This window comes from Paenibacillus sp. PK3_47 (assembly GCF_023520895.1).
Taxonomy (GTDB): domain Bacteria; phylum Bacillota; class Bacilli; order Paenibacillales; family Paenibacillaceae; genus Paenibacillus_AQ.
This window is the reverse complement of record NZ_CP026029.1, coordinates 1,903,552-1,921,099: the sequence shown is the minus strand read 5'-3', so window position 1 is coordinate 1,921,099 and position 17,548 is coordinate 1,903,552. Positions and strand designations below refer to the sequence as shown.

Annotated in this window: 15 protein-coding genes; 13 read left to right on the top strand and 2 right to left on the bottom strand. The window is 53.3% G+C overall.

Features of this window, described 5'->3' with window-relative positions; all coding sequences use genetic code 11:
- Nucleotides 1-86: 86 nt before the first annotated feature.
- Complete coding sequence (locus tag C2I18_RS08640) at nucleotides 87-1,190, bottom strand: LLM class flavin-dependent oxidoreductase (RefSeq protein ID WP_249900824.1); 1,104 nt, start codon at nucleotides 1,188-1,190, stop codon at nucleotides 87-89.
- A gap of 286 nt (nucleotides 1,191-1,476) precedes the next feature.
- On the opposite strand from C2I18_RS08640, the gene C2I18_RS08635 reads away from it, so the two are divergent.
- The 10 genes from C2I18_RS08635 to C2I18_RS08590 all read left to right on the top strand — a co-directional run bounded on the left by C2I18_RS08635 (nucleotide 1,477) and on the right by C2I18_RS08590 (nucleotide 12,719).
- On the top strand, nucleotides 1,477-2,793 hold the full coding sequence (locus C2I18_RS08635) for a PQQ-binding-like beta-propeller repeat protein (protein ID WP_249900823.1): 1,317 nt from the start codon (nucleotides 1,477-1,479) through the stop codon (nucleotides 2,791-2,793).
- A 248-nt stretch (nucleotides 2,794-3,041) separates the two neighbouring features.
- On the top strand, nucleotides 3,042-3,818 hold the full coding sequence (locus tag C2I18_RS08630) for an ABC transporter ATP-binding protein (protein WP_249900822.1): 777 nt from the start codon (nucleotides 3,042-3,044) through the stop codon (nucleotides 3,816-3,818).
- A gap of 116 nt (nucleotides 3,819-3,934) precedes the next feature.
- Entirely contained in the window at nucleotides 3,935-4,738 is an 804-nt protein-coding gene (locus C2I18_RS08625; RefSeq protein WP_249900821.1) for an ABC transporter permease, read from the top strand.
- Nucleotides 4,739-4,753: 15 nt separating this feature from the next.
- Nucleotides 4,754-5,650, top strand: a complete 897-nt coding sequence (locus C2I18_RS08620) for an ABC transporter permease (protein ID WP_249900820.1) — start codon at nucleotides 4,754-4,756, stop codon at nucleotides 5,648-5,650.
- 23 nt (nucleotides 5,651-5,673) lie between these two features.
- Nucleotides 5,674-7,284 (top strand): FAD-dependent oxidoreductase, encoded by a 1,611-nt coding sequence (locus tag C2I18_RS08615; protein WP_249900819.1) that lies wholly within the window; start codon nucleotides 5,674-5,676, stop codon nucleotides 7,282-7,284.
- Nucleotides 7,281-7,613: a 4Fe-4S dicluster domain-containing protein gene (locus tag C2I18_RS08610; protein ID WP_249900818.1), complete on the top strand. Its 333-nt coding sequence runs from the start codon at nucleotides 7,281-7,283 to the stop codon at nucleotides 7,611-7,613. The genes C2I18_RS08615 and C2I18_RS08610 overlap by 4 nt, the downstream gene beginning before the upstream one ends.
- A 492-nt stretch (nucleotides 7,614-8,105) precedes the next feature.
- Nucleotides 8,106-9,185, top strand: a complete 1,080-nt coding sequence (locus C2I18_RS08605; RefSeq protein ID WP_249900817.1) for an ABC transporter substrate-binding protein — start codon at nucleotides 8,106-8,108, stop codon at nucleotides 9,183-9,185.
- Nucleotides 9,186-9,207: 22 nt separating this feature from the next.
- Entirely contained in the window at nucleotides 9,208-10,008 is an 801-nt protein-coding gene (locus tag C2I18_RS08600) for an alpha/beta hydrolase family protein (protein WP_249900816.1), read from the top strand.
- 765 nt (nucleotides 10,009-10,773) lie between these two features.
- Entirely contained in the window at nucleotides 10,774-12,378 is a 1,605-nt protein-coding gene (locus C2I18_RS08595; protein WP_249900815.1) for an FAD-binding protein, read from the top strand.
- A complete protein-coding gene (locus C2I18_RS08590; protein ID WP_249900814.1) occupies nucleotides 12,375-12,719 on the top strand; it encodes a 4Fe-4S binding protein in 345 nt (114 codons plus the stop codon). Before C2I18_RS08595 ends, C2I18_RS08590 begins: the two co-directional genes overlap by 4 nt.
- Nucleotides 12,720-12,798: 79 nt before the next feature.
- Here the strand turns inward: C2I18_RS08590 and C2I18_RS08585 are convergent, their stop codons facing one another.
- Nucleotides 12,799-13,341: a glutathione peroxidase gene (locus C2I18_RS08585; RefSeq protein ID WP_249900813.1), complete on the bottom strand. Its 543-nt coding sequence runs from the start codon at nucleotides 13,339-13,341 to the stop codon at nucleotides 12,799-12,801.
- Nucleotides 13,342-13,547: 206 nt separating this feature from the next.
- Between C2I18_RS08585 and C2I18_RS08580 the strand changes: the two genes are divergently transcribed.
- From C2I18_RS08580 to C2I18_RS08570, 3 genes are all read left to right on the top strand, one after another.
- A complete protein-coding gene (locus tag C2I18_RS08580; protein WP_249900812.1) occupies nucleotides 13,548-14,222 on the top strand; it encodes a Na-translocating system protein MpsC family protein in 675 nt (224 codons plus the stop codon).
- A gap of 147 nt (nucleotides 14,223-14,369) precedes the next feature.
- Nucleotides 14,370-14,795, top strand: coding sequence for a response regulator (locus C2I18_RS08575; RefSeq protein ID WP_249900811.1), 426 nt, complete (start codon nucleotides 14,370-14,372; stop codon nucleotides 14,793-14,795).
- Between the two features lie 277 nt (nucleotides 14,796-15,072).
- Nucleotides 15,073-17,337, top strand: coding sequence for a PAS domain-containing hybrid sensor histidine kinase/response regulator (locus C2I18_RS08570; RefSeq protein ID WP_249900810.1), 2,265 nt, complete (start codon nucleotides 15,073-15,075; stop codon nucleotides 17,335-17,337).
- Nucleotides 17,338-17,548: the final 211 nt, after the last annotated feature.

Sequence of the window (17,548 nt, the reverse complement as noted above, 5' to 3'; positions counted from 1 at the left end):
ATTATGGCCGTATCTGACCATGGTTGATCTGTTTTCAGGTAATGCATCATGTTGAATCTGTGTAGTTTTGCCGGCTTTTACGCAGATTAATTCTGCTGTGAGGCAGAGCCGCTGTTCTTCTTTGCAAGTTCACGCCGCACGGCAGGAGCCACTTCGGTGGCCAGCAGTTCAATGGCTGACGCAACCTTGGAGAAGGGAAGACCGCCGATATCCAGCTGGGTCATGAAGCGGTGATGACCGAACAGCTCATGCTGATACAGAATCTTCTCAATGATCTGCTGGGGACTGCCGACGGCAAGCGTATTATCGTGAGAGACGTAGCGGCCGAACTCACTGCGCGAGACGCTGTAATCCTGCCCCGGCTTCGGACTGATGGCATTGCGGTAGCTGTAGTAGTAAGGGTAGTATTCATCCAGCGCCTGCTGTGAAGTCTTGGCGATATAGCCGTGACTCGTGATGGCAATCTTCAGCGCTTCCGGTGCATGTCCGGCTGCGGCACCGCTGCGGCGGTACGTGTCGGCAAGATTCTGGAACGGCTCAGGGCTGCCGCTTAGAATGGCGATGGCCATTCCGACGCCAAGGGTGCCGGCTCTTTCGGCACTTTCCGCCGAGCCACCGATGCCTACCCAGAGCGGAAGCTTCTGCTGAAGCGGGCGCGGGGCGATTTCCGCATTTTTAAGCGGAGAACGGAAGGAGCCGTCCCAGTTCATCACCTCGTGCCGGTTCAGTTCAAGCAGCAGATCGAGGTTCTCTGTAAACAGTTTCTTGTAGTCTTCGAGTTCATATCCGAAAAGAGGAAATGACTCCAGAAAAGCACCGCGCCCCGAAATAATCTCCGCCCGGCCGCCTGACAGCAGGTCGAGGGTGGCAAAATCCTCAAATACTCTTACCGGATCTATGGTGCTCAGCACAGTGGTCGCACTGGTCAGCTTAATCCTGTTTGTTACCTGCGAAATGGCGGCGAGTACTACCGGCACTGCAGAGATCACAAAATCCAGGCGGTGATGCTCACCTACACCGAAGATATCCAGTCCTGCCTCGTCGGCAAGCCTGGCTGCAGCAATCACTTCATTCAGCCGCTGCTGCGGACTGATTCTCTGTCCTGTATGGCAGTCGGTGACGATATCACCCAGTGTATAAATGCCAAATTCGAACTCTGGCACTGCCTCTGGTTTAACTTGGTTCTCCATGCTTCCTTACCCCTTGCTATTAGAATATTTAATGTAAATGTGTAAGCTTGTCCGGTGTTAGAAGGAATACGGATGATTATAACATAACAGCTTACAAAATGTAAGCATATGAATAAATGTCCTTTAATTATCAGCGCTAACATATCTCTATATGGAATATTATTGAAAATACTTTGGAGCCGGATATATACTCAAGGTTGCATAGGAACAAGAAGTGGAGCTCCTTAAACGAGGGCCACAGGAATGAATTGTTCTTTTGCATACGAAGTGCGGGAGGGAAACAAACATGTGGAGTATAAATGTAAAAAATGCCGCTTTCACCGCTGTTATCGGTTTGAGCATGCTGGTTGCCGCAAGTTCTGTACAGTCCGCTGCTTATGATCCCCATACTTCTTACATCGGAAACAACTTTTCGGAGCCTTACACTGAGCTTCCCGGTGTGAAAGCGGCTTGGTCTGCAGATATCGATCTGCAAAGTGATGAATACGCTACAGGCAGAGGCTCCATAGCAGCCGGCGGCGGCAAAGTATACGGCATTCAAAAAGGCCAGCTGGTTGCCTTCAATGTGCAGAACGGAAAGGCTGCATGGAGGCAAGGCTCCAAGCTGACAGCACCGATTCTGTACCGGGACGGAGTCCTTTTTGCAGGCTCGCAGACAGGTACCCTTTATGCGGTGGAGGCGGCCAACGGCAAAATCAAGTGGAAGTCTGCGGTCCCGGGCAAAGCGGTAACCCAGCTTGTGGCCGATCAGAACCAGCTGCTGGCGTTTAGCGGAGACATTCAGGCGTACAGCTTAAAGGACGGCAAATTCCAGTGGAAGGATAATTACAGCGAAGGGCTGCAGCAGCCTATCCAGGTTCAGGGGAATCTTGTACTGGCAGGGAATACAGTATCAGGAGCTTATTCCTATGAGCTACTGCATGCTTTTGACCGGACGACAGGCAAGCAGGTGTGGGATTCAGGCAATCACTCACTTCCCGTTGCCGCCGGCAGCGGGACGCTGATCTCGCTTCGGACCGCCAACCTTATGGAGCTGGTGCCGCTGACTACACTGGATACGCTGGATGCCAAAACCGGCAAAGTGCTGAAATCGGCGGAGTACAACCCGCTTAACATCAATCCGGTGGATGCCCTCAGCAGTGGAGGCCGGGCATGGATCAGCGATAACCGGGTATATATCAATGGAGGTCCGACCGTTTACAGCTATCCGGCGAATGCCGACCCGCAGACAGCAACAAAAACAGCCTACTCGGTTGCCGGAACCGATAAGACCTTTACCTATGCCGCCGGCCCTTATGACGGGCGTATACTGTTCAGCAACGGAGAGAGTGTGTATGGCATAAAAACAGCCAACCAGGGGTTAGTCACCTACTATGGCGGAGGAAAAATCGCCCGTTTCGACCTGCTCGGCCATGGAATGTATATCGCCCTTACAGATGGACGGATCATTGCAATGAACCTGCTGACCGGAGCGGCACTACTGCAGCTGAAAACCACGGGTCCCGCCTACGGGCCGACTCTGCAGGAAAGCGGAATGATCCTGGTCCAGAGTAAAGGAAAAGTTACGGCTTTTCAGGAACCGGCCAGTCTCAAGGTGAAATAACAGCACTATGCTCTCCTGCATGAGGCTTCCGTTTTGCAAGGGCAGCTTTTACCTGCATCCAAATTAAAATGTGTATTTTTGTTGACAGACTTTCGGATAGATGATATTTTAAATGCACAAATTCAAATTGTTTTACTCAGGATTATATACTGCCGACTGTTCAGACAGAGGTGCCCTCGTAATTATACGTGAGGTTCCTCTGTTTTTTTGTATTCACTGAAATTAATGACCAGCAAGGAGGAGCAGGAATGGGAGAGGCATTACTGTCTATCACGCAGCTGAATAAGAGCTTTGACACTGCCGGAGGGCAGGTAAAGGCACTGCATGCGGTGGATCTGCATGTACAGGAAGGGGAGTTCATTACAGTGATCGGCCCCAGCGGCTGCGGCAAAAGCACACTGCTGCGAATCGTTGCAGGCCTGGATACCGGATATACCGGCAGCGTGACGCTGGAAGGCACGGAGATACTCGGGCCGGGAATCGACAAAGGATTTATTTTTCAGGAGCACCGGCTGTTCCCCTGGCTGACTGTTGAGAAGAATATCGCGTCCGATCTGCCGCTTGGCAGGCCCGATATCCGGCGTAAAGTAGATGAACTGATAGAACTGGTAAAGCTGACAGGCTTCGAGAAATCGTATCCGCGCGAGCTGTCAGGAGGGATGGCCCAGCGGGTAGCAATTGCCAGGGCACTGCTGAGGAACCCGAAAATTCTGCTGCTTGACGAGCCGTTCGGGGCGCTTGACGCATTTACCCGGGCCCATATGCAGACTGTACTGCTGGACATTTGGCGGCGGAACAAGACCACGATGATTTTTGTCACGCATGATATTGATGAAGCTGTCTTTCTGGGCAACCGTGTGGTAATCCTGGAGCCGCGTCCAGGCAAAATCCGCAAAATCGTGCCGATTGATCTGCCTTATCCGCGCAAAAAAACAACGAACTCTTTCCAGGAGCTGCGCCTGAAGGTGCTTAATTATTTTGAGAAGGTAGAGGAGCTTGAGCTGACGGATGGGGCAGGCATTTAAACAGGGCATACGCCTTCCGTCATGTTAATTCAGCTAATTAATAAAAAAACACAACTTTTCACTGTTCTATACCCGACTTAGTAGATGTGAATTGTTAGATAAAAGGAGTGACTTATATGAGTAATCAGGCTGTGGCAGTCAGAACGGCCGGTAAGCCGGGAAAAGCAGCCATTGCGGGACTAGGGCTTCTGCTGCCGGGAAGCCTTCTGATTCTGTGGCAGATACTTGGACATTACGGATTCATATCGGAGATGCTGTTCCCCACCCCGTATACCATCGCCCAGTCATTCATTACACTGGCGGCGGACGGGATTCTCTGGAGCAATCTTAAGGTCAGCGCGGTCCGGGCTTTCACCGGATTTCTGCTCGGCGGCGGACTCGGACTTCTGTTAGGGCTGCTGGTCGGATTGTTCCGCAGATCGGAAAAGCTGCTTGACCCTTCGCTGCAAATGATCCGGATGATCCCCAGTCTGGCAGTGGTGCCGCTGTTCATTCTGTGGTTCGGGATCGGGGAGGAATCCAAGGTGCTGCTGATCGCCAAAAGTGCTTTTTTTCCGGTATACATCAATACATTCATGGGTATCCGCGGCACTGACAACAAGCTGTTTGAAGTCTCAAGGGTACTCGGCTTCAGCCGGATGCAGCAGATTCTCCGGCTGGTGCTGCCGGCGGCGGTGCCGAACATCATGCTGGGTGTGCGCCTGTCGCTGGGATTATCCTGGCTGGGGCTGGTCGTTGCCGAGCTGATCGCCTCTACTTCCGGAATCGGATATATGATGTCCGATGCGCGCCAGTTCGCTGATACGCCTGTTGTGTTCGTCGGAATCATTATTTTCGCCGCTGCCGGCCTGCTGAGCGATTCTGTTGTCCGTCTGATCGAACGGCGGCTGCTGCGGTGGCGGGACAGCTATCAAGGATAGGAGGGAAAGAGCGTCATGAGCGATGGAGTAGAAGCAATCATCAAGACTGCCAAAGGGGTAAGGGAAACGCTTGATTACAGCGGAACAGGACCCGTCAAATTACCAGCTGCTGCTGAACAATCAGGACCCTCTGCGGGACAGCGTCTGAAATCCCTGCTGTCGGAATGGGGCACCGGAGTGGTCATCCCCGCAGCGGTCATTATATTGTGGCAGGCGGCCGGCAGCGCCGGGCTTATCTCACCGGAATTCCTGCCGACCCCGCTGTCCATTCTGTCTGCTTTTGCCGGCCTGACGGCTACCGGTGAACTTACCCATCATTTAGGGGTCAGTATCGGAAGGGCCGGGACCGGGTTTCTGATCGGCGGGATTCTGGGCCTGCTGTTCGGGGTGCTGACCGGATTGTTCCGCCGGGCGGAGTATCTGCTTGACCCCAGTGTTCAGGTCCTGCGGCTTGTTCCCCATTTGGCGATTGCGCCGCTGATCATTCTCTGGTTTGGCTTTGGTGAACTGTCGAAGGTGGTCATTATTATGAGCGGCTCATTTTTTCCGCTCTATATTAATACTTTTATGGGCATCCGGGGAGTGGACAACAAGCTGTTCGAGGTTGCCCGGGTGCTTGGCTTCAGCCCGCTGCAGAAGCTGCGGCGGCTGATTCTTCCGGCGGCGCTGCCCGGTATTCTGCTCGGTCTGCGCCTGTCGATGGCGGTAGCCTGGATCGGGCTGGTCGTTGCCGAGTTGATTGGCTCACAGTCAGGTGTAGGCTTCCTTATTAATGAAGCCAAGCAGAATTCCAACACTGAGGTTATCTTTGTAGGCATCATTATCTTCGCGGTTGTCGGCAAGCTGATTGACTCTCTGTTCCGCGTCATTGAGCGCAAATTCCTGAGCTGGCGTGACAGCTATCAGGGTTAATCCATCCAAGGGGGCTAGGAAACATGAATAATTCTTCGGCATTGCAGGGTGCTTTGAATCTGAAGGCAGATGTACTGGTGATTGGCGGAGGCCCGGCGGGAACATGGGCTGCACTTACGGCTGCGGCCAAAGGAGTGAAGGTGATCCTCGCAGATAAAGGCTATTGCGGCTCAAGCGGCGCAACCGCTCCGTCCGGTACCGGTGTCTGGTATGTAAAGCCGGAAGCAAGGCTGCGCGAAGAAGCCAAAGCCAGCCGGTACGCCATGGGCGGACAGCTGGCAGAGCACCGCTGGATGGACCGGGTGCTGGACCGGACCTATGAGAATATGAACCGCCTTGGCGTATCCGGTTATCCTTTTCCGCTGGATGAAGAAGGCAATCAATACCGCAGAAGCCTGCAGGGGCCTGAATATATGCGGCTGATGCGCAAGCTGGTCAAGAAGGCAGGCGTGAAGATTCTGGATCACAGCCCGGTGCTTGAGCTGCTGGCTGATGAACACGGTGTTGCCGGGGCTGCGGGAGTACAGACCCAGAGCGGGGAGAGCTGGAGCGTCCAGGCTGGAGCTGTAGTCATTGCGACCGGAGGCTGCGCTTTTCTGAGCAAGGCACTGGGCTGCAATGTTCTGACCGGCGATGGTTACCTGTTCGCGGCTGAAGCCGGGGCAAGCCTGTCGGGCATGGAATTCTCCAATGCCTATGCGATCTGCCCGACCTTCTCCTCTGTGACGAAGACGGCCTATTACAGCTACGCCAGCTTCTATTATGAGGACGGAAGTGTGGTGGAAGGGGCCGGCTCCAAGAAGGGGCGCTCAGTCATAGCCCGGAACCTGCTAGCCGGACGTCAGGTGTATGCCAAGCTGGACGGGGCATCCGAGGATTTACAGCCGCTGCTGCGGGTGGCGCAGACAAATTTCTTCCTGCCTTTTGACCGCCGGGGCATCAATCCTTTCAAAGATGCCTTTCCGGTTACTCTGCGGCTGGAAGGCACGGTCCGCGGGACCGGAGGCATCCGCATTACTGATGAAAACTGCGGCACTGGCGTTCCTGGCCTGTACGCTGCGGGCGATGCGGCTACCCGGGAGCTGATCTGCGGCGGATTTACCGGAGGCGGCAGCCATAACGCTGCCTGGGCGATGTCTTCCGGCTCCTTTGCCGGAGAAGGGGCGGCAGCTTATGCTGCGGGTCTCGGGCAGCATGCTGCTGACCGTGCACCTAAAGGGCTGTCTTCCTCGCCGCTGGTACACCAGGAAGTGAAGCCGGGAACGGCCTCCAGAACAGCGGAATTTATCTCGGCCGTACAGGATGAAGTCAAGCCGTATGATATTAACCTGTTCCGTACGGAGCAGGGGCTGAATCAATCGCTGAGCCGTCTGGACGGACTGTGGAAGGAGCAGCGCAGCCGGGAAATCCAGCGGACTCCGGAGGGTGTGAAGGCGCGCGAAGCTGAAGCGATGACAGCAACGGCCCGCTGGATGTACAGCTCAGCCCTCGCCCGGACGGAGACAAGGGGCATGCATAAGCGTGAAGATTACAAGGAAACGGACAACGGACAGCATCACCGGCTGATCAGCGGCGGGCTTGATCAGGTCTGGGTGAAGACGGAAGAGGTTGCAAAGGAGAGTGTATTACTGTGATTGAAGTCATCAGCGCTGCCAGGTGTGTAGAGTGCAACCAGTGTGTATCCGTCTGCCCGACGAATGTGTTTGACCGGGTAGAGGACGGAATTCCCGTCATTGCCCGGCAGAGCGATTGCCAGACCTGCTTCATGTGTGAGCTATATTGCCCTACCGATGCCTTGTATGTAGCGCCGGACTCCGAGCAGGTGACAGGAGTGACTGAAGAAGCGCTGCAGGCAAAGGGACTGCTCGGCGGCTACCGGGAAAAGGTAGGCTGGGGCAAAGGCAGGAAGCCGGTGGCAAGTCATGACTTTATGGTAAAGCTGGCGGCCCGGGCAGGGTTCTAAGCGAGCTTTAAGCAGGATTAAGGACATTAATAATTTACTATATATAGATTGAACTTATAAATTGGATATTAGGAGAAAGTGGCGGAGGAGAAGTTTGGAACTGGAGGAGCGTTAGCGTCCGCCTTTGTCACCGGATTTCAACCGCGAGAAGCGGTACAAATCAAGAAATCTGGGGACAACAGCGGCCGGAAGTCCAAACATTCTCTGGAGTCACCCCAATCGCTATATAGAAAAATCACTAGTTCAATCTATATAGAATGAAATTGAAAAATATCCTATTAGGAAAGAGGGGCGGAGGAGAAGTTTGGAACTGTAGGAGCGATAGCGTCCGCCTTTGGCTGCGGATTTCAACCGCGGACAGCGGTACAAATAAGAGAAATCTGCAGACGGGCAGCGGCCGGAAGTCCAAACATTCTCTGTAGTCCTGAACAATTCCAAATAGAAAAATTACCAATTGAATCTATATACCTAAAAAAAAGGGGAGATCAGGGAATGAAGACGTACAGAGAGGTTCAGGAGAGCAAAGGCGGTAAAGGCAAGTCGAGGAAAGGACGGTTCATGCTTTTTGCAGGGTTACTTACCTTTATGCTGGTGCTTCAGGCCTGCGGCAGCAACGCCGGCTCCGGCAACGGGGCTTCTCCGGCGGCGGGAGGCTCGGACACTGCTGAGGCTGCAGGCAGTGAGACTGGCAGCAATGTTCCGGCTGTGCTGAACTTTGGCTATATCGGTTCCAACAAGCTGAATGTGCCGGGAGGCGCGGAGGGCTGGGGATTTTATAAGGGAATTATCCAGGAGGAGCTGAAGAAACACGGCATCACCGAAGTGAAGCTCACCGGGTTCCCGAACGGCCCGGACCAGACGGAATCACTGATCAGCGGCAGGCTCGATATCGGCAGTCTGGGGGACACACCGGCCATTATTGCCTATGCCTCCGGTGCCAAAACACGCCTCATCTCTCAATCCTCGGCCCATACGGTCGGCTATCTGATCGGCAAGAAGGACGGCCCGCAGAGCGTCAAGGATCTGCAAGGCAAAACGATTGCGATCCAAAAAGGCTCCTTTATGCACCGCTATGTAGTCGGGCTGCTGCAGCAGGAGGGTGTAACTGACTATAAGCTGGTCCACATGCTCATTCCGGATGCTACTGCGGCGCTCGCCCGCGGGGATGTGGATGCGACAACGAATCTTGGCGTACCGGCACTGAAGCTGATCGAGGAAGGCTATACCCACCTCGATGATGCTTCCAAGCATCCGGATCTGCTGGGTTCTAGCGCCACTGTCGTCTCTGAAGAATATCTGGAGAAATTCCCGGATTTCCCGAAGGTATGGAACGAAGCGCGTGAAAAGGCGCTGGCCGATCTGAAGCAGCATGAAGAGGAGTACTATCAATTTCTTGCCGAAATTAATGATACGACTCCAGAGCTGGCTAAGCAGGTGAATCCGATCAGCGATATCAAGGATACAGCGTTCACTGAGGAGGGCACGAAGCTGCTGGAAGGCACGAAGAACTTCCTTGTGGAGGAGAAGCTGGCCAAAAAGGATTTCAATATTACTGACTGGCAGCTGCAATAAACGCGAACCTGGAGGGGATTTTATGAGCAAGGAAACACTGGTGGTGGAGCACTTCAGCATCCCGTTGGATAACGGCCTCTATATGGAGGGAGAGGTAAAGGTATCTTCCGGAAAAGCCCCGAAGCCCGTGCTGATCCTCAGCCACGGGTTCAGGGGGCACAAGGACTGGGCCTTCTGGCCTGAGGTGTCCGGCAGGCTTGCGGAGAGCGGCTTCTACACCGTCAGCTTTAATTTCTCGCGTATCGCAGCCCGCACTGCCGCCGGCATAAGCCCGCAGCAGGCGGCCGAAGCAGCTACGCTTAGCCGTGAGCTGCTGGATCTGGAGCAGGTGCTGCACAGCCTGCAGGCGGGAAGGCTGCCGCTGGCGGATCAGGCTGACCCTGCCCGCCTGGCCATTCTCGGGCACAGCCGGGCAGGCGGCAGCAATATCCTGTTCGCAGCCCGGCATCCGGAAGTGAAGGCGCTGGTGGTCTGGAACGGCGGCTCTGCCCCGGTCCGGCCGCTGACGGGCAGCGAACCGGAGCTTACGCTCCAGGAACAGGTGATCCAGGAGGACCAGCAGCAGAATAAGGAGCAGTTCAATCTGGAGCAGGCACTGACTGGCCTGACTTCGGCAGCGCTGGTCATTCAAGGGGATCAGGACCGGGAGTCGCTGCTGCAGCAGAATGCAGGCTTCCGGGAAACGGCTCCGCAGCACCGCTATCTGTCACTGCAGGGTGCGGACCACACCTTTAACACGAAAGAGCCTTACGAGGGGGCGACAAGGGAGCTTTATGAAGCTTTGGCGCAGACGATAGCTTTTTTACAGGAAAAGCTGGGTTGAGGATTAACGGGGTGGATTTGCTGTTTTGCGTCCGCCACCCCGGATTCTATCCTGAAAGAACAGTGTCCGCAGTGAGGGCATTGTTATGGAATCCTCGAAATTTCATCGTCTTAAGTGCCGCCAAAGGAGCGGCATGAATGTCTGCTGACCGAAATACAGGGCTGCTGATTGGGCGTTTTATGGAGAATGACCTCAGGAGGCGTGGACAGCTAAGCTAAGTGGAATTTCTCCATCTAATCTGCCAATAAAGGCCGGTATTAAAATGGTTGTTGGAAAAACTCCATCTAAATACGCTGAATTAGCCATTAAAGGCCCTTAGCCGCCTGATTAACTGGAGGATTTCCAACTAAAGATCGTTAATGATGAAAAAAGGCAGATTTAGCTGGAGAAAATCCAACGATATAGAATGAACTTGAAAATTTTTTATAAGGAAATAGGGCGGAGGAAAAATTTGGGACTGTAGGAGCGATAGCGTCCGCCTGAAAGCTTTCTGTAGGAAAGCCCGCATCGAAAGCGTAGACAGTCTGCGATTTCAACTGCGAACAGCGGTATAGATAAGAGAAGTCTGCAGGCGGGCAGCGGCCGGAAGTCCAAACATTCTCTGGAGTCACGACGATTCAAAATAGAAGAATCACAAGTTCAATCTATATAACGCAAATCTGCACGAAATACGATAGAACGGAATTTGCCTTTGTTTTTAAGCAATCTATGGAAGCAGTGCGCCACTGCAAACTGAAGCTGACACAAACTAAAGGAGGGACTGGAATGCCGCAGCAGCAATGGACAACAGACGTGCTCGTGCTGGGAGGAGGCCCCGCCGGAGCCTGGGCGGCATGGAGTGCTGCATCACAGGGAGCGCGGGTCATTCTGGCCGACAAAGGGTATCTTGGAACCAGCGGGGCAACCGCTCCGGGAGGAACTACCCTGCTGGTCATTCCCCCGGAAGCGGAGCTGCGGGAAGCAGCGGTTCAGGCGAGGCTGAAGGCGGGCGGCTATTTGTCGGAGAATGCCTGGATTCACCGTGTGCTGGATCAGGTCTGGCACAATCTGGAGCTGGTGGAGCAGTGGGGGTATCCGTTCCCCAAGGATGAAAACGGCAACCCGCTGCGGACCCATCTGCATGGCCCGGAGTATATGAAGCTTATGCGGCGGGTCGTCCGCAAGGCCGGAGTAAAGATTTTGGACCAGTCCCCGGCACTGGAATTACTCCATGATGAACACGGGGCAGGCGGGGCGCGCGGGATTAACCGGCTGACAGGCGAGGCTTGGGAGGTCCAGGCCAACTCAGTGGTTATGGCCACCGGGGGCTGCGCTTTTCTCAGCAAAGGCCTCGGCTGCAATGTGCTGACAGGCGAAGGCCTGCTGATGTCGGCAGAAGCGGGGGCAGACCTGTCGGGGATGGAATTTACCCGGCAGTATGCACCGAGCTTCGCTGAGGGAACGGTTACGCGCGGGCGGATGCTGGCCTGGGCCACGCTGTATGATGCGCAAGGCCGGCCGCTGCACAAGGGTGACCGGACCTTTGGCAGCATCCCGGAGCTGATGCTGAAGGGGCCGGTCTATGCTTCGCTGGATCTCGCCGATACGGAGGCGAAGCAGCAGTTTCTGCGCAATGCCCACCCGATCTTCTTCATGCCGCTGGAGCGGGCCGGAATTAATCCGTTCAAGGATAAATTTCCGCTTACGCTCCGCTATGAAGGCACGATGCGCGGCACGGGGGGCCTGCGCCTGACCGGCACCGATTGTGCCACTACGGTGCCGGGGCTCTATGCGGCCGGAGATGCCGCATCGCGCGAGAAGGTAACCGGCGCCATCTCCGGCGGCGGTGCCTATAACGCTTCCTGGGCCATCTGCAGCGGCAGCTGGGCTGGCCGGGGAGCGGCGCGGCACGCGCTGTCGCAGCCGCGCGGGGCGGACAGCCGGCTGCTCACCGCGGCGGGCCGCTATGGCCTGCCGGCTGGCGCCGATGCCGGCGGGGCGCTGGACCCGAAGCCGCTGATTGCGGCCGTCCAGCGTGAAATCCTGCCGCTGCAGATTAACTACTTCCGCAGCGAACCCGTCGTGGCCGCAGCCTTGAAGCGGCTGGACAGCCTGATGCCCTATCTCACCCACCGGCCTCCGGCCACAGTGCAGGGCATCGTACAGTCCCGGGAAGCGGCGGCCATGCTTCAGGCCGGGCGCTGGATGTACACCGCTGCGCTGGCCCGCAAGGAAAGCCGCGGCCTGCAGCGGCTGGCGGAATATCCGGCGCTGGATCCGCGCCAGACCCACCGGCTGATCCTCTCAGGGATTGACAGGATTAGCATTAGTACGGAACAAGTGCCGCATGCCCATGAGCTGAAGGTGCAGAGAGAGGGGCAGGCAATATGATTGAACTGGTCATTGCAGACCGCTGCATCGGCTGCAAGCTGTGCGTGAAGGTCTGTCCGACGAACGTCTTCGAGATGAACGGCAAGCTTGCTACCGTTGCCCGTCAGGAGGACTGCCAGACCTGCTTCATGTGCGAGGCTTACTGTCCCGCGGATGCGTTATACGTAGCGCCCCAAGGCGAGATATCCGTTCAGGTGGAGGAGCAGGAGCTGATTGCTTCAGGCCTGCTTGGCAGCTGGCGGGCAGAGATCGGCTGGAGCGCCGGAGCGCCTGACACAATGGCCGAGCGGGATACTACACCTTTCTTTGAGGTGTTTACTGAAGCCCACCGCAGCCCATGAAAGGCCAGGCATTCATAAACTGTATGATCCCACGCAAAAACAAGGGTGTCCCGCGGACACCCTTGTTGCTTTGACTTCTTTACAGCAGCTGCTCAATAGCCGGTTCAATATCCAGCGGATCAACAGGGGATTCAAACCGTTCCACCACATTGCCTTTGCGGTCGATAAGGAACTTGGTGAAGTTCCATTTCACCTCATTGTCCGTAAGTGATGCAGGATCATGTTCTTCCAGCATTTTATGCAGCAGCCTGCTGCCTGCGTGACCCGGATCAAAGCCGGCAAACTCTGCCTGCTCTGTCAGGTACGCAAATAACGGATGTTTATTATTTCCTTTGACATCAATTTTCTCAAAAAGGGGAAAACTAACTCCATAATTAATCTGGCAAAAAATATCTACCTCATCATTCGTGCCGGGCTCTTCACCGAACTGGTTGCTGGGGAAGCCGAGAATTTGAAAACCCTGTTCATTATATTTCTCGTAGAGCTTTTGAAGATCGGAATACTGCGGAGTGAAGCCGCATTTGCTGGCGGTATTTACAATCAGGAGGACCTTGTCCCTGTATTGTTCAAGGCTGATTTCTTTGCCGCGGATGTTGCGGGCGGTGTAGGAATAGATGCTCATAGACGGTTCGCCCTTCCAGTATATGTATAATAATATTTTAGGTAATTAAATTGTAAACAATTAAATTGTTATTGTCAAACTGGAATTTATATTTTTTTGTGTACGAAGGAGTCAGTTGAGATTATACTAAGATGTACGAACCGTTTTTTCAGCAGGCGGAGCGTCTCCCCGGACAGATAAAAGAATATAATGCTGGAGGAAATTTAATGAGCACTACAGAACTTACTAGCCAACTTTCCAGTTTTACAGGAAGACTTCTAAGAGAGCGCTTCGGGAAAGGACCGGAATCCATTCATGCTTCTATCGGGAAGCAATGCATCGCCCTGCATATCCGCAATTTTATCGGGCCAGTGGAGAGGTTTCTGTTAAATAAGGAAGAGGAGCAGGCATTCCGTTACACGCGGGAGCTGCTGATGAAATCCCTGCTTCCCGAGCTTTCGGCTTACCTGAAGGAAGAGATGGCTATTGAGGTCACTGAGATTTTTTATGATTGGGGTATACATAATGCATCAGGTATGATCGTTGCACTCATCAAGAATAACGGAGCAGAGATCGACGATTACGCCGGACGAGACGAAGTTCATGCCCAAATCAATGAAGTAAGCCGAAAGGTGCAGAAGGAACCTGAGTTCACAGACTCCTGGTGGCTGGGCTCCCGTACACTGATCATTAAACGCGAGGGTATTCTGATTCCTTTGGAGAAGGAATTAATTGGCCTGGGCTATGAGAATACACTGAAGACAACCAAACGGAAGATGGAAAAACGATATCTTGAGGATACAACCACCATTGCGCCGATGCTCGGAAAAGAACTGTCGGACATTTATGTGGATTGGGATTTTGACAAAGATACCAGTGTGATCGCATATACTTTTAAATAAAACAGCATACTTGAGGCGGAAATGAGTCGGACATGCGAATGAGCCGAACATGAGCCGAAGAAGGGGGATTTGTCCCTTTTCTTCGGCTTTTTATTTTTTCCGGATCTTAGGTATATGCGCAGCAGACACTGTAGGGGGACTTTGCTAATGGAGGAATACAGGCAGTCCGTACTGTATGTAGAGGATAATGAGCTCAACATGGCATTAATGCACCATATATTCAAAAAAAAGCTGCCATCTGTGCTGCTGCTGGAAGCTGACACGGCGGAACTCGGGCTCAGTATTGCAGGGCAGCAGCTGCCGGATCTCATTATTCTCGACATCGGCTTGCCCGGCCTAAATGGATATGAGGCATTGGAATGCTTGAAATTAGATGCAAAGACCTGTCATATCCCGGTAGTGGCGATCAGCGCCTTTGCCCAAACCTCGGATGTCGAGCGTGCCAGGGGAAAAGGATTTGCCGCTTACATTACCAAACCTCTTCAGGTTACAGACTTTATAAATTTAGTGAAATCCCTGTTAGCCGGGGATTACGCATCCATAGCTGTGACTTGGGAACAAAATGACAATTAAAGGCGGGGAGCCGGGGAGAGCTCTTCCTGAAGGCCGGTTTAGGCAACAGCAGTTAATATTATTTTTGGAGCCGCTTGTACAGGGCTTCTTTTTTATGAGAAGATATAACACAGCCCGTAGGATAATTTTGCAATTTAATGGGTTATTTTATTCATTCAAAGGTGTCATGTTTGGTAAGATTATCAATTGACTTTCACCCGGATATGCAAGATATTAATATTAAAGATTTTAAGATAAGGGAATACCGTTTAATACTCCATACACAGGCGGTGGTCAGATGTTAAGACAGCAGGCAGGGGACGGTTCCCAATTTGGAGATATGGCCAAAACAGGGATGGTCGGATCAGCTTTCCTTTCCGTGGACGGGAAATGGACGAGTGTAAGTCCCGCAATAACAATTTTGCTCGGATTTACAGAGGAACAGCTTCGTGGTCGTGAGTTCAGTGAGCTGCTGCACGCCGATTCTGTGAAGATACATAGGGAAATGATGGAGGCTCTCAGCTCTGGAGAGGTTTCTTTTTTTGAATGCGGTTTAACATTGGTTCATGCTTACGGCGCACCGGTTCCTGTGAGGGTTCATTTTACGGCCGGTGAGAACCCTGCTGAGGGAGCGTACTACGCGGTTCGTGTAACAGAAATCAAGGACAGTGCGTCCCGGGAAATCTCCGGTATGCCGCTGGAGGACCTGTACCGGCTGATTGCCGGGAATATCAGGGACATCGTGTATTTTGCATCGCCGGATAACATCTGCAAATATTGTTCAGCCTCCATTCAGGAAGTCCTCGGATATGAACCGGATATGCTGATTGGCCGTGATATCCGCGGACTCATTCATCATGACGACCTTTCTGTTCTGAACAGGCAAAATGTAGTTGAAGCCCGGGGGATACAAATGCGGGTTCTGCATGCCGAAGGGCATTATGCATGGATAGAATTTACTTTGCGTTTTATAGAAGACGGGGATAACCAGGGGATTCTTGCTGTAGGGCGTGATATCACGGAACGCAAGATTGTGGAGCAGAAGCTGCAGGAGTCCATTGAACGGTATACGTCCCTGAAAAAATATAATCACGATGCCATTATCTCTCTGGATCTTGAAGGGAACATTATTAACGGAAATGAGCAGGCCTGCCAGTTAACCGGCTTCACCATTCCTGAACTGATCGGCATGAATATCGGGCGGATTATCGGTGAACATCACGTGGATAAAGTTATCCATTATTGCATTAACAGCAGCCACAGCAACCACAGCGAACGCAGCATTGACCTGATCTGGCATAAGGACGGACATTCTGTCGAGGTGCTGACGACCATTGCCCCAATCATTATCAACAAAGCAACGGTCGGCTTTTACATTATCGTCAAGGACATAACCGAACAGAAAAAGCTGCTTATTGCCAAAGAGACTGCTGAGAATACGAACCGGGCCAAAAGCGAATTTATGGCCATGATGAGCCATGAAATCCGTACGCCGATGAACGGGGTCATAGGAATGACGGACCTGCTGCTGGATATGACCGAGCCGGGCACCATTCAGCGGGAGTATCTGGATATCATCCGGCAGAGCGGGGATACCCTGCTGAATATCATTAACGATATCCTGGACTTTTCCAAGAACGAAGCGGGCAAAACGGCATTGCATAATGCCCCCTTTGTCCTTAGCCACTGCATTGACTCAGCGCTGGAGCTGCTGCTGCTGAAAGCTGAGGCGAAAAATTTAGAAGTGTCGGTTAAAGTGAGCCCTGATGTCCCCCGGCAGTTAATTGGTGACGGGGAGCGGCTGAAGCAGGTGCTGCTTAATCTGGTCGGCAATGCAGTCAAATTCACTTATACCGGCGGGGTAACCATAAGCGTGCAGACCGCAGCCAGAGCCGAGGGCCGGGTCACGCTGCAATTTACGGTGGCCGACACGGGAATCGGAATTCCGGAAGGTGCGCGCAGCCGGCTGTTCGAGCCGTTTTACCAGCTGGATCATTTTATGGACAGGCGTCATGAAGGTACGGGGCTTGGGCTGGCGATTACGAAGCAGCTCGTCGAGCTGATGGGCGGACATATTGCACTGGATACGAATACGCAAACAGGTGCAACCTTTATTTTTACCGTTGTGCTACTTGAACAGGAGAACAGCTACGGCAGCGGCATAACCCCTGCATTACCTGGTACAGACAGTGTCAGGCGCCCCTTGTCCATACTTGTAGCCGAGGATAATGAGATTAACCAGATCGTACTGCGCAAAATTCTGGAGAAGCGGGGCTTTGACGTCGACGTTGCCGTTGATGGGCTGCAGGTGGTACAGATGGTCGGCAGCAAAGCTTATGATCTGATCTTCATGGATATCCAGATGCCGGGAATGAGCGGGCTGGAAGCGACCAGAATCATTAAGCAGACCCTGCCTGCCGGGAAAGTGCCGGTAATCATTGCGGTGACAGCGAATGCGCTGAAGGGTGACCGTGAATTATGTCTTGAGGCCGGGATGGATGAATATATCAGCAAGCCGCTGAGGAGTGAGGCCGTTACATCAATTATCGGGAAATTTTTCTGAACATTGTACTGCGTTAAAGCTGCCCAGCGGTACATGAATATCTTGCGCCGGTAACTCATATTGATTAAGATAGCATCACTGGTGCACAAGACGCGCCAGCCCAAAGATGAATGACAATGACGAAGAGAGTAAGCACCATTAGCGGATCTTAACAGGGAAGGCGTGCCGGAGACTGAGAGCACCCTCATGAGACGTTTGGCGCTGAAGTTCA

Excerpts from the sequence above, each read along its gene's own strand:
- C2I18_RS08640 (WP_249900824.1), bottom strand. The coding sequence starts at position 1,190 with ATGGAGAACCAAGTTAAACCAGAGGCAGTGCCAGAGTTCGAATTTGGC.
- C2I18_RS08635 (WP_249900823.1), top strand. The coding sequence starts at position 1,477 with ATGTGGAGTATAAATGTAAAAAATGCCGCTTTCACCGCTGTTATCGGT.
- C2I18_RS08630 (WP_249900822.1), top strand. The coding sequence starts at position 3,042 with ATGGGAGAGGCATTACTGTCTATCACGCAGCTGAATAAGAGCTTTGAC.
- C2I18_RS08625 (WP_249900821.1), top strand. The coding sequence starts at position 3,935 with ATGAGTAATCAGGCTGTGGCAGTCAGAACGGCCGGTAAGCCGGGAAAA.
- C2I18_RS08620 (WP_249900820.1), top strand. The coding sequence starts at position 4,754 with ATGAGCGATGGAGTAGAAGCAATCATCAAGACTGCCAAAGGGGTAAGG.
- C2I18_RS08615 (WP_249900819.1), top strand. The coding sequence starts at position 5,674 with ATGAATAATTCTTCGGCATTGCAGGGTGCTTTGAATCTGAAGGCAGAT.
- C2I18_RS08605 (WP_249900817.1), top strand. The coding sequence starts at position 8,106 with ATGAAGACGTACAGAGAGGTTCAGGAGAGCAAAGGCGGTAAAGGCAAG.
- C2I18_RS08600 (WP_249900816.1), top strand. The coding sequence starts at position 9,208 with ATGAGCAAGGAAACACTGGTGGTGGAGCACTTCAGCATCCCGTTGGAT.
- C2I18_RS08595 (WP_249900815.1), top strand. The coding sequence starts at position 10,774 with ATGCCGCAGCAGCAATGGACAACAGACGTGCTCGTGCTGGGAGGAGGC.
- C2I18_RS08590 (WP_249900814.1), top strand. The coding sequence starts at position 12,375 with ATGATTGAACTGGTCATTGCAGACCGCTGCATCGGCTGCAAGCTGTGC.
- C2I18_RS08585 (WP_249900813.1), bottom strand. The coding sequence starts at position 13,341 with ATGAGCATCTATTCCTACACCGCCCGCAACATCCGCGGCAAAGAAATC.
- C2I18_RS08580 (WP_249900812.1), top strand. The coding sequence starts at position 13,548 with ATGAGCACTACAGAACTTACTAGCCAACTTTCCAGTTTTACAGGAAGA.
- C2I18_RS08575 (WP_249900811.1), top strand. The coding sequence starts at position 14,370 with ATGGAGGAATACAGGCAGTCCGTACTGTATGTAGAGGATAATGAGCTC.
- C2I18_RS08570 (WP_249900810.1), top strand. The coding sequence starts at position 15,073 with ATGTTAAGACAGCAGGCAGGGGACGGTTCCCAATTTGGAGATATGGCC.